The following is a 15,093-nucleotide window of genomic DNA, read 5'->3' as shown; positions in this document are numbered from 1 at the left end:
TTGACCTGCACTCTGCAATAATGCCATTGTCTGGCCTGGGCAAGGAGCAATGGCATGTCTGTGTGGGAGCTGACCGGCCCCCTTCATTTCTATAATCGCAACGAAGGCGTTGTGGTGTGCTATCACGCGCCGAGCGGCGATACCCACCTGATCAGTGCGGCTGCCCACAGTTTGCTGAATCGCCTCGCCGAAGACGAGCCGGCTGACGAGCATGAGCTGGATTCGCCGGCATGGGCCGATCCCGGGTCGACAACCCTGTTGGCGGAGCTGGCAGCGGCAGGCCTGGTGCGCCGCCTGTGAGTCCCCCGACGCTGTCTACCCTCGGTACGGATGGCCTCCAGAGTGCGCTGGCAGGGGAGGGCGTGCGATTGCGTGTTGGCCCCTACCGTTATGCCATTCGCAGCCCCGAGCCCATTGTTGCCCGGGGACTGGCACTTCTCTACGCAGATTTCCCCCTGGCGCCGCGGGACGGCTTCGCCGATTTTCACGTCAGTTTTGCGCCGGCCGGGCTGCGCCAGCGTTTGCGCGGCCAACTCGACTTCATGCTGGATGAACACCGTCCTTTTGGCAGTGTGCCCCGTGCCCAGGCCTATGCCTTTCTCGAGTGGGGCCTGAACTGGTGCCTGTCGGTCACCATGAACGAATACCTCAAGCTGCATGCGGCGGTTGTGGCAAAGGACGGTGTGGCATTGATCCTGCCCGGGCTGCCCGGCGCCGGGAAAAGTACGCTGTGTGCCGCGCTGGCGCTGCGGGGCTGGCGTGTGCTGTCTGACGAGCACGCGCTGATTCCGCCCGGCCGGCGCGAGGTGGTGCCGGTGTACCGGCCTGTCAGTCTCAAGAACGATTCCATCGACATTATTCGCGAGCGGGGCGCCAGCGCGCTATTGGGGCCCCTGTCCCGGGACACGCACAAGGGGAGCGTGGCCCACCTCAAGGCGGACGGCCATCCAGACAGCCATCGCCCGGAGCCGATAGCCGCCCGCTTCATGGTGTTTCCCGAGTACCGTGCGGGAGCGCCGCTAGCGCTGCGACCCAAGGGGCGGGCGGAGAGCTTTCTGTTCGCCGCGCATCACTCGTTCAACTACAGCCTGATGGGTGAGGTGGGTTTCGAGGCCATGTGTCATTTCGTGGACGGACTGGACTGTTTCGATCTCAGCTACAGTGCCCTCGACGCAGCGCTGGAACGCCTCGATGAGCTGGTGCGGGAGGTTGCCTGAGGTGGTACTGCTGGTCGACCTGCTGAGAGCACCTGAGCGCGCCGCCCGCTTGTCCCCGGCCGAGTGGGATGTGGTCATACCCCAGGCGCGCCAGTCCCATCTGCTGGCGTCGCTGGCAGCGCGACTTTGGGCGGCAGGGGTGAGTGGCCAAGTCCCCGCCGAGGTGGCCCGTCATCTGGGGTCTGCTGTGGTATTGCAGCGCAAACAGTGTCAGGGGCTTGCGCACGAGCTGGACCACCTCAGGCCGGCCCTGGCCGAAGCGGGTGAGCCCGTGCTGCTGCTCAAGGGGGCGGCTTACATTACTGCCGGCCTGCCACCCGCGGCGGGCCGCTTGATGTCCGATATCGACATACTGGTACACACCAGCGCCCTGCCCGCCGTGGAAAGAGTATTGGCCGGTCACGGCTGGTCGGCGGGCAAGATCGACCCCTACAACGAGCGCTACTATCGCCAGTGGATGCATGAAATTCCCCCCCTCGGGCACCGCCAGCGGCGCAGCACACTGGATGTGCACCACACTATCCTGCCGCCCACGTCCACCGGGCAGATCGATGCAGCCGCGCTGTGGCGGCAGGCGGTGGAGGCGAGCCCGGGTGTGATGGTGCTGGGCCCGGAAGACATGGTGCTGCACAGCGCGGCGCACCTGTTCCACGAGGGGGAATTCGGGCACGGCCTGCGCGACCTGCTGGACCTCGATGGCTTGTTGCGACATTTTGCCGGACTCGAAGGCCCTCAGTTCTACGCCCGTTTGCTGGCCCGGGCGCACAGCATGGGGCTCGAGCGGCCCCTTTACTACGCCTGCCTGCACGCGGCGCGGGTGCTGGAAACACCGCTTCCGGCGGAGCTGATCGCCGCTTTGCGCCCCACTGGCCTGGCGGCCCTCAAGGGGCCTTTCATGGATTTTCTGTTCAGGCGCGCCTTTACGCCCGGTCACAGCAGCTGCCGGCTGCCGCTCACGGGCTTTGCGCTCTTCTGCCTCTATGTGCGATCGCACTACCTGCGCATGCCGTTGCGCCTTCTGCTGCCGCATCTGCTGCGCAAGGCCTGTATGGACCTGCGAGCGGGGGCCGGGACCGGCGCCACCGACCGCAAAGTGGCGAAGGAGGCGGGATGAGCGGGCCGCTGTCAGTTGCGGCTCTTTTGCGACCGGCTTTGCAAGCCCTGTGGCCCGGGCTTGCAAAGCCGGCCCCGCTCTGCAAAGCTCGTGCGACCTGCGCCCAGCTCCGGTAGATACTGCGTCAATATGTACGAACGCCATTTCAATTTCACCGCCGAGCCTTTCCGGCTGAGCCCGGATCATCACTTCCGCTATGAGCATGCGGCCTATGCCAAGGCCCGGGCCTACATGACCTATGCCTATATGCGCGCCGAGGGCTTTGCCATGATTACCGGGCGCCCCGGTACCGGCAAAACTACCCTGATTGGCGATCTGATCGATGGCCTCGCAGACGAATCCGTTACCACGGCCAACCTTGTCTGCACCCAGCTGGAAGCCAATGACCTGCTGAAGATGGTGGCCTACAGTTTTGGTATCAGCACCAGCGTGGTGGAGAAGGGCGAGCTTTTACAGGGCCTCACCGAGCTGCTGCACCGATGGAACCGGGAGCAGCGGCGCGCCCTGCTGATCGTCGATGAGGCCCAGGACCTGTCGCTGACCGCGATGGAGGAACTGCGCCTGCTGACCAACATCCAGAGCAAGGGTCAGCCCCTGCTGCAGGTGTTTCTGCTGGGGCAGCCGGAACTGCGGGAGCTGGTGCTGCGACCGGAAATGGAGCAGGTGCACCAGCGTATCGTGGCCGCCAGTCACCTGACCGCCCTGCAGGCGGACGAGACAGAAGCCTATATCCGCCATCGCCTGGAACAGGTGGGCTGGCAGAATGACCCCGCCATCAGTCGCTCGGTTTATCCGCTGATTCACAAGTTCAGCGAGGGGGTACCGCGCCGTATCAACCTGATCTGCAGCCGGCTGCTGCTGCACTGTCTGGTTGAACAGAAGCACGCCCTGGGCAGTGCCGAAGTGAAGGAAGTCATCCGCGAATTGCAGTCTGAACATCTCGCCGCTGGCCGGCAGTTCAATGACAGTGACTTTGCAGTGGAAGATGAATTTGATGAGCCGGTACCGATCCCCGATTCCTCGCCAGTGACTGCACCGGCCTCCGCCCAACATGAGTCCGGCATGGCCAGCGAGCTGGAGGGCGCGCAGCCAGCGCTGACGTCGCCTCCCTCTGAAGAGGCGGCTGTAGCCCCGGAGCTACTGGTGGTGCCGTTAAAAAAAAAGCCGGTGTAGAGCGGGGGGCGCCTTCGCCGCGCCCGGCCCCGGAGGCTGTCCCGGATAAATCCACTGCGCCAGCGATGGCAGCAGCAGAGCTTCCTGAAGCGGCAGCTCCGGAGGTAGAAAGACAGCGCGAAACGCCAACTGCGCCGGCGATGTCCGATGCGGCCGCCGCCGCGGTCAAGCGCAAACCGGGACAAACTACCCCGGCTCGAAGCGGGAATCGACAGCGGCGTACTTCCAGGGCGCCAGGGCGGCTGTTGAAGGCCGCGCTGTTTTTCCTGCTGCTGGCGGTGACGTGGCTGCTGGCTGCGCGATTCTGGCCGGGATATGAAGGTTTTATCGACCGCCTGGCTCAATCGGTATCAGCCAAAGCGCCTGCCGTAGCTGACAGGGAGAGGCCGCCGGCTACAGCCGGGGTGGAGGCCGCTCAGGTGCTTCCCCCCCCAGAGCGCGCCCTGTTGCAGCCGGTCGTCGTAAGTGCGGCTAAAATCCCTGTAAAAGACCTTGTGGACCAGCGTGAAGCAACGGCTACGCCAGACTCCCTGGCCGAAGACGCAACTGCAGCGGTGGACCGGCCCCTCGCCCTCATCCGCTTTGCCTTTGACAGTGCTGAACTCAATGCCGCTGGCCGCGAGCAGGTGGCGGCAGCGGCACTTTTCCTGCGCGAGGTCGACAGCCTGTCGCCTGTCATTATTACCGGGTTCGCAGATACCGTAGGATCGGCCGACTATAATCTTGAACTCTCGCAGCGGCGTGCGGGCGCAGTGGCAATGGCGCTGTCGGCCCTGGGGGTGGATGGCGAGCGCCTCAGGGTTGAAGGGCGCGGCAGTGACGCCGCGTTGCCCGGCCTCCCCGAAGGGGAGGCCGCTGTCGAGAGGGGTGAGCGCATGGTGTGGGTCGAACTCGGCGCAGAGCTGGCAGCACCAACTTCCGCCCGCGCGGAGACGCTGCCTGACCTGTTGTGATGTCTTTCACATAAAGGCCGGGTAGTTGCAGCGAACTTTCGGCTGCGTGCTATGCTCATGGGGATAACATTCAGGGTGCAGGTTGCCCACAAGGAGGTAGAAATGTCCGAGCAGAAAGGAAAGGTGCGGGCCGGCTTGATGGGGGGAATGATTCGCGTCGGTTTTGCAGGTTTGCTGTCGATGTTGCTTGCAGCCTGCGCCGGAAACAGCAGCCTCCCGTTGTCGGAGGCGCAGCGTGCCGCGGCGGATTTTGATTACGTCATTGGTCCGGGCGATACGCTGGAAGTGTTCGTCTGGGGTAATGAAGAGCTGTCTTCAGTCGGTGTGGTCCGGCCAGACGGCAAGTTCACCACCCGGCTGGTTGAAGATCTGGAAGCGAGCGGGAAAACCTCAACCCAGCTGGCACGGGATATCGAGCAGTCCTATGGCGAGTATGTGCGCCAGCCGGTAGTCAGTGTCATCGTCAATGGTTTTGTCGGAGTGCCCTCCCAGCAGGTGCGGGTGGTTGGCGAGGCGGCTCAGCCCGCCAGTGTGCCCTTCCGCAAGCATATGACGCTGCTTGACCTGATGATCGCTGTCGGCGGCATGACTGAATTTGCCGACGGCAATGGTTCGGTACTGGTGCGCACCGGGGACGAGGGGCAGAAGTCCTACAAACTGCGACTGGATGATTTGCTGAAGGACGGCGATATCTCGGCCAATCTGGCATTGATGCCGGGTGATATCGTCATCATCTCGGAGTCCTGGTTCTAGTCGACGTTTTCGCGGGAACAGGTAAATGCAGGACGCATTGGCACAAATTTGGTCCTACGCCCTGGGCGTATGGCGGCATCGCTGGCTGGTACTGGTGGTGGCCTGGCTTATCGCCATTGCCGCCTGGGTCTGGATCTGGCGGCTGCCGGAGGCCTATGTCGCCAGCGCCAGGATTTATGTCGATACCAACAGTGTCCTGCGCCCCTTGCTGCGGGGGCTGGCAATCCAGCCCGACATCGATCAGCGTATAGCGATGATGAGCCGCACCCTGCTGAGCCGGCCGAATCTCGAGAAGCTCATGCGCATGACAGACCTGGATCTCAATGTCAGCACCGAGCTTGAACGCGAAGACATGGTCGCCGATCTGCGCAAGGCCATCTCCCTGAGCGGCGACCGCGGCAACTCATCGCTTTACTCCATTTCTGTGCGCGACTCGGATCGCGAGATGGCCAAGCGCATCGCCCAGTCGCTGATCACGGTGTTTATCGAGAGCTCGCGCACCGACAAGCGAGACGACAGCTCGGGCGCCCAGAGTTTCATCGACGAGCAGATTGCCGAATACGAGAAGCGCCTGGTTGAGGCGGAAAACCGCCTGGCACGGTTCAAACAGGAAAACGTGGATGTGCTGCCTGGTGGAGGCGGCGGTTATTACAGCCGGCTGGAAACCACCAAGGGTGAGTTGGCGGCGGCGCGGCTGTCCCTGAACGAGGCGGAAAACCGGCGCAGGGAGTTGCAGAGCCAACTCGCGGGCGAAGTGCCGGTTTTTCTTGCCAGTGGCGCCAGCGGCTCCCCTCTCGATGCCCGGATCCAGGCCCTCCAGGTGCAACTGGACACCCTGAAATCGCGCTATACCGACAAACATCCCGAGGTGAGGCAGGTGCAGGGCCTGCTGGATGAATTGCAGCGGGAAAAGGCGGCAGAAATGGAGCTGGCGATGGCGACGGGCGGTGCGGGCTATACCGAGCTCTCCGGCAGCCCGGTGTATCAGGGTATGCGCAGTATGCTGGCCGAAACCGAGGCGCGGGTTGCCGAGTTGCAAGTGCGCGTTGCCGAATACCAGCGCCGGGTCGGGGTGCTGGAAGACAAGGTCAACAGTATTCCCGAGGTAGAGACGCAGCTGAAACAGCTCGATCGCGACTACAACGTGCTCGCCTCACAGCACCAGGAGCTGCTGCAGCGTCGCGAATCGGCGCGCCTGTCGGAGGACGTCGAGCAGCAGGCATCCAGTGTCACCTTCAGGGTCATCGACCCGCCCTTCGTGCCCACCAAGCCGAGCGACCCCAACAAGCCACTGCTCAATGCGGGCGCATTGCTGCTGGGCGTGGGTGGAGGCATTGGCACCGGCTTGCTGCTGTCCATCCTTTCGCCGGTGGTGTCCGACCCGCGCACACTGGTGAACGTCACCGGCCTGCCTCTGCTGGGAACGGTTACCCTGGTGCAGACCGCGCAGGAGCAGCGCAAGGATCTTTTTGCCTCCCTCACCTATGCATCCCTGGTCATTGCCCTGGTTGCTACCTATCTCGGCCTCAGTCTCGGCCAGAGTTCCTTGTTCGGACTGAGCGTCTAGGTGGAATCGATGATTAGGGGCCCGGATTTATGAGCATAATTGAGAAAGCGGTCAGCGAACTCGGCAAGGTGCGTGCGTCCGCGCGGGAAGCGGCGCGATCCGGCGATACCGTGCACAAGGCGGGTTCCCAGCTGGTCGATAGCACGGCGGCAGAAGCGGTCGTCCCTTCACCTCCAGAGAAAGCCCCCGCACACCGCCCCGCGACGTCCAGGATGATCAACATCCCCTTCGATGACCTGCACAAACGCGGCATGCTGACACCGGCCACACCGCGCAGCATGATTGCCGAGGAATACCGGACCATCAAGCGCCCCATCCTGCGCAATATCGAAGGCGATATGGCGGCGGATATCCGCTTCGCCAATCTGGTAATGGTGACCAGCGCACTCGAGGGCGACGGCAAGACCTTCTCGTCCATCAACCTCGCCCTGAGCATCGCCATGGAAATGGACAAAACGGTACTGTTTGTCGATGCCGATGTCGCCAAGGCTACCGCCGGCCGCCTGCTGGGCGTGCCGCGCAACAGCCTTGGTCTTATCGACCTGCTGGAGGACAGGGACCTCGAAGTGGCCGATGTGCTGTTCCGCACCAACATGGAGAAGCTCAGCATACTGCCGGCCGGGCGAGTTCATGCCAAGTCCAATGAATTGCTGGCCAGTGAGGGCATGAAGCGCCTCATGATGGAGATGTCCCAGCGCTACAGTGATCGCGTCATCGTCTTTGATTCGCCGCCCCTGTTGCTGACTACGGAGGCGGGCGTTCTCGCCAGTTTTGTCGGTCAGGTGGTGTTTGTTGTCGGCGCCGGGCGCACCCCGCAGCAGGCGGTGGTGGAAGCGATTGAGCATATAGGCCAGGACAAGGCGGTGGGCGTAGTGCTCAACGGCAACCGTCGCCGCCGCATGGGCTTCGGCTATGGCTATGGTTACGGCTATGGCTACGGCTACGGCTACGGCCACGAGGAATTCGAACGACGGAGCGCTGCCCAGGCGGCGGATTCCGAAGGGCCGGCGGTGACCCCGTGAGCCGCTGCTTCCCACAGGTTCGCCGCGTGGCCCAGCCGAATCTTGTCGCTGCCCTTGGCCTGTGCCTGCTGGTCGAGCCGGCGGTTTCCGCCGAGTGGACGCGCGGCGCGGGATTCACGGCCGGGGCGATTTATACCGACAATGTCTGCCTGCGCAATACCGACAAACTGGACGATACTATCGGAGTTTTCACGCCCAATGTGCGGCTGAAAGGGGAGGGCGCCAGGGCCAGGATGGATCTCTACGCCGCCGCCCAGTTCAACACGATGGAAGACAGCGACGTGGAGTGCGGCGTGTCCGGGGCCGACAACATATCGCCGGCGCCGCGTATTCGCTTCAACGGTTCCTCGGAGTTACTGAGCAACTGGTTTTTCCTCGATGCCACTGCTTTTGCCGACCAGAACCGGATCAACCCCTTCGCCGCCGGCGGCGAAGATGCGCTGGATGGCCGCGGCAACCTGAATACCAGCTACCAGTACGCGATATCACCCTATATCGCCCGGCGCCTGACTGATACCGCCAGCCTGTCGCTGCGCTATCGCTACAGTGAAGAGCACAACACCGAGGACGTGCTGGATGACAACCAGCGGCAGCAGGTCCAGTTTGACCTGGGCACATCCCCGGAACTGTCGCGATTCAGCGTCGGTGTCGGAGGCAATTACAGTGATATCGAATACGAAGAGCGCTTTGGCGGCGATGAGCTTTTCAATAGCCAGCTGTCATCGGCACAGGTAAGGGCGGCGTTTCAGTGGAGCCGCAGTATCCAGTTCAACGCCTACGTCGGTGAGGAATGGAATGACTATGTCAGTGTGTTCCAGGATTCCGACGGCGGCTACTGGGACGTCGGGGTGACCTGGACACCGAACTCGCGGGTGACGGTGGAACTGGGAACCGGCGAGCGCTTTTTTGGCGAATCGCCCAGGGCATCCATCTCCTACCGCCACAAACGCAGTACGCTGCGGGCGAGTTACCTGCGAGACCTGACCTACGACAGATCCCTGCGCGGCACCGACCCCTTCGCCGACAACGTCGACGACCTGGTCGACGGTGGCTTGCCGAACGACCAGGGCATCATCGGGGACGGTGGCGAGGAGACGACCATTACCAACAGTCCGATACTGGACGAGCGCTTTTTACTGGTTTACCGCTTTACCGGGCGCAGGACCACGTTCTCGGCCAATGCGTCTCACTCCGAGCAAACCCGCGCCGAGGACGGGTTTGAAGACACCTTTGTTTATGCGGGAGTGGGTGTCGAGCGCGCGCTCAGCGCGAGGCTGAGCACCTACCTGCGCCTGTCCTGGACGCGCCGGGAGGCGGACCAGCGCCGGGGCCTGCTGGCGCCTGACTCGGACAACGCCCGCGCCACCATCGGCCTGGAACGCAAGTTCGGGCGGCGGACCAGCGTCGGCCTGTCCTACCAGTACAACGAGCGCAGCTCAGACAACATCCTGGACGAGTACGAGGAGAACCGCGTTCTTCTGCAGTTCCGTTACCAGATTTAGGTAATCAGCAATGACTCAGAAAAGTACGAGGGGGCACGTACTTTGCGTAGTGGGCGCCCGGCCGAATTTCATGAAAATCGCCCCCATTATGCGCGCGTTCAGCGCCGCGGCGGTGCCGATTCCCTGTCGCCTGGTGCACACTGGCCAGCACTACGATGCGGCGATGAAAGCCTCTTTTTTCACCCAGTTGCGGATACCCGAACCGGACCTGGATCTGGGAGTCGGTTCAGGCAGTCACGCGGTACAGACCGCGGAAATCATGAAGCGCTTCGAGCCGGAACTGGACGCCAACCCGCCGCGGGCGGTGCTGGTGGTGGGCGATGTCAACTCGACCATCGCCTGCTCCCTGGTGGCGGTCAAGAAAGCCATTCCGGTGATTCATGTGGAAGCCGGCCTGCGCAGCGGGGATCGCGCCATGCCGGAAGAAATCAACCGCATCCTGACTGACCAGTTGTCCGATCTGCTGTTCACCACGGAGCTGGACGCGGCGGCCAATCTGCAGCGCGAGGGAATCGACCCCGCCCGGGTTCTCTTTGTCGGCAATGTCATGATCGATTCCCTGATGCAGAGCCTGGAACTGGCGATCCCCGCGGAGCGCACCTTTGAGCGCTTCGCAGAGCCGCTTGTGGCTGGCGAGCCCTTCGGCCTGGTCACCCTGCACCGGCCCTCGAACGTCGATGACCCGGAGGTGCTGGAGACCCTGCTGGATGTGCTCTGCGAAATCAGTGCGGACATGCCGCTATTGTTCCCGATGCATCCGCGAACCCGGGCCAAGGTCGAGGCCTTCGGCCTTGAGGGGCGGCTCGCCTCGTCAGGCATACGGGTCACCGGGCCGTTAAGCTACCTGGAAATGCTGGGCGTAATGCAGCGCAGTGCCCTGGTGCTGACGGATTCCGGAGGACTGCAGGAGGAGACCACCGCCCTCGGAATTCCCTGCCTGACCCTGCGCCATAGCACCGAACGACCGATTACCGTGACAGAGGGCACCAACACTATTGTCGGCACCGCGGCGGATCGCATATTTGCCGCCTATCGTGAATTTCGTCAAACCGGCGGCAAGGCCGGCCGTGTCCCTCCCCTGTGGGATGGCCGCGCGGCTGAGCGCATCGCCGGCAAGATTGGCGACTGGCTAGTGGCGGGTTGATGAATACCTCCCGCGGGAACGGTGCCCAGCCCAGGTGCAATGCCATGACGGTGGATGTGGAGGACTACTTCCAGGTGTCGGCATTCGAATCGGCTGTATCCCGTTCCGACTGGGACGACATGCCCGGCAGGGTCGAGGCCAATGTCGATCGCATTCTCTCCCTGTTTGACGGAGCGGGCGTGAAGGCAACCTTTTTCACCCTGGGCTGCGTTGCCTCCAGGCACCCGGACATGGTGCGGCGCATTGTGGCTCAGGGCCACGAACTGGCCAGTCACGGATGGTCCCATGTACGCGTTACTCAGCAGGACAGAAGCGAGTTTGGCGAGGACATCCGGCGCACCAGGGCGACCCTCGAGGATATTGGCGGCTGCGCTGTCCAGGGGTACCGGGCCGCGAGCTATTCGATTGGTGCCGCCAACCTCTGGGCGCTGGATGAACTGGCAGATGCCGGCTATCGTTACAGTTCCAGTATCGTACCCATTCACCACGACCTCTACGGCATGCCAGAAGCGCCGCGCTTTCCCTTTGCCGCCGCCGGGGGGCGCCTGCTGGAGATTCCGGTCAGTACGGTGACGATCGCAAGGCGCAACTTCAATTGCGGCGGTGGCGGCTGGTTCCGTCTTTACCCCTATCTCCTGTCGCGCTGGTGCCTGCGCCGTATCAACGATGTGGAGGGTGAGTCCGGCAACTTCTATTTTCATCCCTGGGAGATCGACCCGGGGCAGCCGCGCATTGAAGGCGCCAGCGCCAGGGCGCGCTTTCGCCACTATCTGAACCTGCAGCGCATGGAGTCGCGCCTGCAGCGCCTGTTGCGCGATTTTTCCTGGGATCGGGTTGACCGTGTCTACCCGATTGAGAATGGTCCCGGTGTATGACGCTCAGTGTGCGCGAGGCCGGGGCCGCCGACGGCCCCCAGTGGAACGACTTTGTTCTGGCACAGGATACCGCGACCTTCTGTCATCGCTTCGAGTGGGCGGCGGTACTGAAACAGGCCTTTGGCCACCGCCCGCACAGCCTGCTCGCCGAGCGGGACGGCAGGATAGTGGGCGTATTGCCCCTGGCTGAAGTAAAAAGCCGGCTTTTTGGTCACTCCCTCTCCAGCCTGCCGTTCTGTGTGTACGGGGGTGTCGTCGCAGAAACGGAGGCGGCCGACCAGGCGTTGCGCGAAGCGGCCTGTGCCCTGGCAGAGCGGCTACAGGTCGGGGCCCTGGAATTGCGCTCGACGCGACCGGGCAACAGCGGCTGGCCGAGCAAGGATCTGTACTATACCTTTCGCCGGCAGCTGTCGGCCGATCACGACAGCAACCTTAACTCGATACCCAATCGTCAGCGCGCGATGATACGCAAGGGCATGGCTGCGGGGCTCTCAAGCGAAGAGACTGTATCCACCGAGCGACTGTACCGGGTCTATTCGGAAAGTGTGCGCAACCTGGGCACTCCGGTCTTTTCACGCCGCTACCTCGACATTCTAAGGCAGGCCTTTGGCGAGGACTGCCGCATCCTGATGATTCGCGAAGGGGACGAGGACGTGGCCGGCGTGCTTAGCTTCTATCACCGGGGGGAAGTGCTGCCCTACTATGGCGGCAGCGTGGCCCGGGCCCGCGACATCAAGGGCTGTAACCACTTTATGTACTGGGAGCTGATGCGCCGCTCGGTGGAAGAGGGCGTGCTGGGTTTTGATTTCGGTCGCAGCAAGGCGGGTACCGGCCCCTTCAGCTTCAAGAAGAACTGGGGCTTCGAACCCCAGCCACTGCCCTATGAATACTATCTGGTGCGGGCGACGGACCTGCCAAACCTGAGCCCCGCCAACCCGCGCTACAAACTGCTGATCAACACCTGGCAGCGTCTGCCGCTCGCTGTTGCCAACCGGGTGGGCCCCCTGATCGCGGGTAGCCTGGGTTGAGTAGCGACCGATGACGCAGCCAATCCCCAGTACACGCCGGCCACTGCTGCTGCTCTGTCATCGCATTCCCTATCCCCCCAACAAGGGCGACAAAATTCGCTCCTTTCATTTGCTGCGCTACCTGAGCGAGCGCTACGAGGTACACCTGGGTGCCTTTGTGGATGACCGGGACGACTGGCGGCATGCCGAGACGCTGGCGCGTTATTGCCGCAGCTACAAACTGCTGCCGCGGCCGCGGATTCCCGGCCCCCTGGCTCTGACGCGCTGTGTGTTGCGTGCCGAACCGCTGACACTGCCCCTGTATCATCGCCCTGCCATGCAGCGCTGGGTGAGCGAGACAGTGCGGGCGCAGGGCATCGCCCACGCCGTTATTTTCTCTGGCGCGATGGGGCAGTACCTGACCGACGAGCGCTTTGATGATCTTTGCCGGGTCGTCGATTTTGTGGATGTCGACTCGGACAAGTGGCGCCAGTACGCGCAGGGCAAGACCTGGCCCCTGTCCTGGCTGTACCGGCGCGAGGCGTCGACCCTCGAGGCGTTCGAGCGACGCCTGCACTGCCAGTCGCAGGCCAGTTTGTTTGTGTCGTCGGCAGAGGCAGCCCTGTTTCGCGAGCGGGTCGCGATCTATCCTGAGCGGGTGGACCATGTGAATAACGGCGTCGACCACACCTACTTCGATCCTTCGGAGGCGTTCCCCAATCCCTTCGAGCCCGGAGCGAGCGCGCTGGTATTCACCGGCGCCATGGATTACTGGCCCAACATTGACGCGGTGAACTGGTTTGCCCGCGAGGTGCTGCCGCAACTGCGCGCGCGGCGAGCGGGTCTGCAATTCCATATTGTCGGCAGCAATCCAGCCGCGGCGGTACAGAAGCTGGCGGATCTTCCCGGCGTGGTGGTGACCGGCAGGGTCGAGGATGTCAGACCCTACCTCCAGCACTGCCTCGCTGCGGTTGCGCCGCTGCGGGTTGCCCGGGGCGTACAGAACAAGGTACTGGAGGCCATGGCCATGGCGCGGCCGGTGCTGGTGAGCGGCGCCGGCCTTGAAGGTATTGCCGCGGTGGACGGGCGCGAGGTACTGCTGGCGGATGATGCGCAGGGCTACTGCGACCAACTGGCGGCGCTGGTCGATGGCGACTGCGCCGGGCTCGGTGCGGCGGCACGGCAGCGGGTGCTGGCGGATTTCACTTGGGGTGCGTCCCTGCCGCGGATCGATCGCTGGATTGAAGCAAGTCGTCATAGCGACCGGTTGGCTGACTGTGGCTGACGCGGCGTTGCACAGCACCCCAGTGGATGGGCGGCATACCTGGTACTGGGCGGGGGCGGCTGTCGCGGGCTATTGGGCGGTGGTGCTCTGGTTGTTTCGCGATACCGCCCGCGGGATCGAAGACATCTGGGCGAGGTCGGATACCTTTGCCCACGGCTACCTGATTCTGCCGATAGCAGCCTGGCTGGTTTACCGCCAGCGGGCGGCATTGCGCGTGCTGGTGCCGGCGCCCAGCGCCGTTGGGCTCCTGCTTATGGTTCCCGTGGCACTGCTCTGGCTGGCGGCCTTCCTGGTCGATGTCAACGTGGTGAGCCAGCTGGCACTGGTTGCTCTGCTGGTCACCGGCACCTGGGCCATCCTCGGCACCCAGGTGGTGCGCTGGATCGCCTTCCCCCTCGGCTTTCTTTTTCTGGCGGTGCCGGTGGGGGAGGGCCTGATTCCACCACTGCAGGAATTTACCGCCTTTGCCACCGTGCGTATGGTAGAGCTGTCCGGCGTGCCGGTTTATCGCGAGGGGATGTTTTTCAGCCTGCCCTCCGGTAACTGGCGGGTCGTCGAGGCCTGCAGCGGCGTGCGCTACCTGATTGCCTCTTTTACCCTCGGTGTTTTGTACGCCTACCTGAACTACACGCACTGGGGCAAGCGCGCGCTGTTCGCCGTGGTCTCCCTGCTGCTCCCGATTGTGGCCAATGCACTGCGCGCCTACCTGATTGTCATGCTGGGGCATGTCAGCAACGGTGAACTGGCCGCGGGTGTGGATCACCTGATCTACGGATGGGTATTTTTCGGGGTGGTGATGCTGCTGCTGTTCTGGGTTGGATCGTTCTGGATGGACCCGCCGGCGCCCGCGCCGATACCCCGTGTCGGGGTGGCAAGTGGCGGCGCGACGCCGGCAGGTCTGTTGCTGACAGGCCTGCTGGCCGTGGCAATTGCCTGGAGTCCCTGGTGGTTGGTGGCGGGGCGATTCCCCGTGGGGGGCGCCGCCCAGGGTGTAGCCGCTGTTGAGGGGGCAGCCGGCGCCGCGATTGACTGGCCCTGGGAGCCGCGCAGCGACGGGGCGGATCGCATCGTTCGCAGTGTACATGCCGGTGCCGACCGTCAACTCTACTTTGAAATCCAGCAGTTTCCCCCGGTACCGGGCGTCGAGGCCGCCGTGCACTTCCGCGAATTGAATCCGGCCTCCAGCCAGCGGGAAGTCCGCGACCTCCGCAGCCGGCAGGTGCAAGCGGGCAATCGCACACTCACGGTTCAGGAAGCGCAGATCACCGATCAGGGACAGCGAATGCGCATCTGGTACTGGTATCGCATTGGTGATTTCAGCACCGGTAGCGCCACCCTGGTCAAGGTTCTCGAGTTGTGGCAGCGCCTGCTCCCCAACGGTCAGGGGACTGAGCGCCTGGTGCTGGTCGCGCCGGATGACGAGGCGGGCAGTGCCGTCGCGGTCATGCAGCGGTTTATCGCGGCACAGGAGGGTGGCTGAT

Annotated in this window: 14 protein-coding genes; all 14 read left to right on the top strand. The window is 63.4% G+C overall.

Translation table 11 applies throughout. From position 1 onward, the window contains the following. The first annotated feature begins 54 nt into the window (after nt 1-54). Nucleotides 55-300 carry a hypothetical protein gene (locus FVW59_RS16745; protein WP_148065519.1) on the top strand — a complete coding sequence of 82 codons (246 nt, stop codon included), beginning with the start codon at nt 55-57 and terminating at the stop codon, nt 298-300. Beyond that, nucleotides 297-1,217, top strand: coding sequence for an HprK-related kinase A (locus FVW59_RS16740; RefSeq protein ID WP_187275948.1), 921 nt, complete (start codon nt 297-299; stop codon nt 1,215-1,217). The genes FVW59_RS16745 and FVW59_RS16740 overlap by 4 nt, the downstream gene beginning before the upstream one ends. Beyond that, on the top strand, nt 1,192-2,331 hold the full coding sequence (locus FVW59_RS16735; protein WP_148065517.1) for a nucleotidyltransferase domain-containing protein: 1,140 nt from the start codon (nt 1,192-1,194) through the stop codon (nt 2,329-2,331). The genes FVW59_RS16740 and FVW59_RS16735 overlap by 26 nt, the downstream gene beginning before the upstream one ends. A gap of 129 nt (nt 2,332-2,460) precedes the next feature. Beyond that, nucleotides 2,461-3,504, top strand: a complete 1,044-nt coding sequence (locus FVW59_RS16730) for an ExeA family protein (protein ID WP_148065516.1) — start codon at nt 2,461-2,463, stop codon at nt 3,502-3,504. Between the two features lie 245 nt (nt 3,505-3,749). Further along, complete coding sequence (locus tag FVW59_RS16725; protein WP_187275947.1) at nt 3,750-4,457, top strand: OmpA family protein; 708 nt, start codon at nt 3,750-3,752, stop codon at nt 4,455-4,457. Nucleotides 4,458-4,559: 102 nt separating this feature from the next. Beyond that, complete coding sequence (locus FVW59_RS16720) at nt 4,560-5,210, top strand: XrtA/PEP-CTERM system exopolysaccharide export protein (protein ID WP_148065514.1); 651 nt, start codon at nt 4,560-4,562, stop codon at nt 5,208-5,210. A gap of 25 nt (nt 5,211-5,235) precedes the next feature. Next, complete coding sequence (locus FVW59_RS16715) at nt 5,236-6,777, top strand: XrtA system polysaccharide chain length determinant (protein ID WP_148065513.1); 1,542 nt, start codon at nt 5,236-5,238, stop codon at nt 6,775-6,777. A 29-nt stretch (nt 6,778-6,806) separates the two neighbouring features. Then, nucleotides 6,807-7,799 carry an XrtA-associated tyrosine autokinase gene (locus FVW59_RS16710; protein ID WP_148065512.1) on the top strand — a complete coding sequence of 331 codons (993 nt, stop codon included), beginning with the start codon at nt 6,807-6,809 and terminating at the stop codon, nt 7,797-7,799. Nucleotides 7,800-7,825: 26 nt separating this feature from the next. Next, complete coding sequence (locus tag FVW59_RS16705) at nt 7,826-9,301, top strand: TIGR03016 family PEP-CTERM system-associated outer membrane protein (RefSeq protein ID WP_187275946.1); 1,476 nt, start codon at nt 7,826-7,828, stop codon at nt 9,299-9,301. A gap of 10 nt (nt 9,302-9,311) precedes the next feature. Continuing rightward, nucleotides 9,312-10,445, top strand: coding sequence for a non-hydrolyzing UDP-N-acetylglucosamine 2-epimerase (wecB, locus tag FVW59_RS16700; protein WP_148065510.1), 1,134 nt, complete (start codon nt 9,312-9,314; stop codon nt 10,443-10,445). Continuing rightward, nucleotides 10,445-11,320, top strand: a complete 876-nt coding sequence (locus tag FVW59_RS16695; protein WP_246139776.1) for an XrtA system polysaccharide deacetylase — start codon at nt 10,445-10,447, stop codon at nt 11,318-11,320. Before wecB ends, FVW59_RS16695 begins: the two co-directional genes overlap by 1 nt. After that, entirely contained in the window at nt 11,317-12,348 is a 1,032-nt protein-coding gene (locus FVW59_RS16690) for a FemAB family XrtA/PEP-CTERM system-associated protein (protein ID WP_148065509.1), read from the top strand. Before FVW59_RS16695 ends, FVW59_RS16690 begins: the two co-directional genes overlap by 4 nt. Nucleotides 12,349-12,358: 10 nt before the next feature. Further along, the gene (locus FVW59_RS16685) at nt 12,359-13,612 is read left to right on the top strand and encodes a TIGR03087 family PEP-CTERM/XrtA system glycosyltransferase (RefSeq protein ID WP_148065508.1); all 1,254 of its coding nucleotides are present in this window, start codon (nt 12,359-12,361) and stop codon (nt 13,610-13,612) included. Further along, nucleotides 13,605-15,092: an exosortase A gene (gene xrtA, locus FVW59_RS16680; RefSeq protein ID WP_187275945.1), complete on the top strand. Its 1,488-nt coding sequence runs from the start codon at nt 13,605-13,607 to the stop codon at nt 15,090-15,092. Before FVW59_RS16685 ends, xrtA begins: the two co-directional genes overlap by 8 nt. The last annotated feature ends 1 nt before the right edge of the window (nt 15,093 follow it).

Source organism: Parahaliea aestuarii (assembly GCF_008064635.1).
GTDB classification, from domain to species: Bacteria; Pseudomonadota; Gammaproteobacteria; order Pseudomonadales; family Halieaceae; genus Parahaliea; species Parahaliea aestuarii.
The sequence above is the reverse complement of the archived record's forward strand: the minus strand, read 5'-3'. Positions and strand labels throughout refer to the sequence as shown.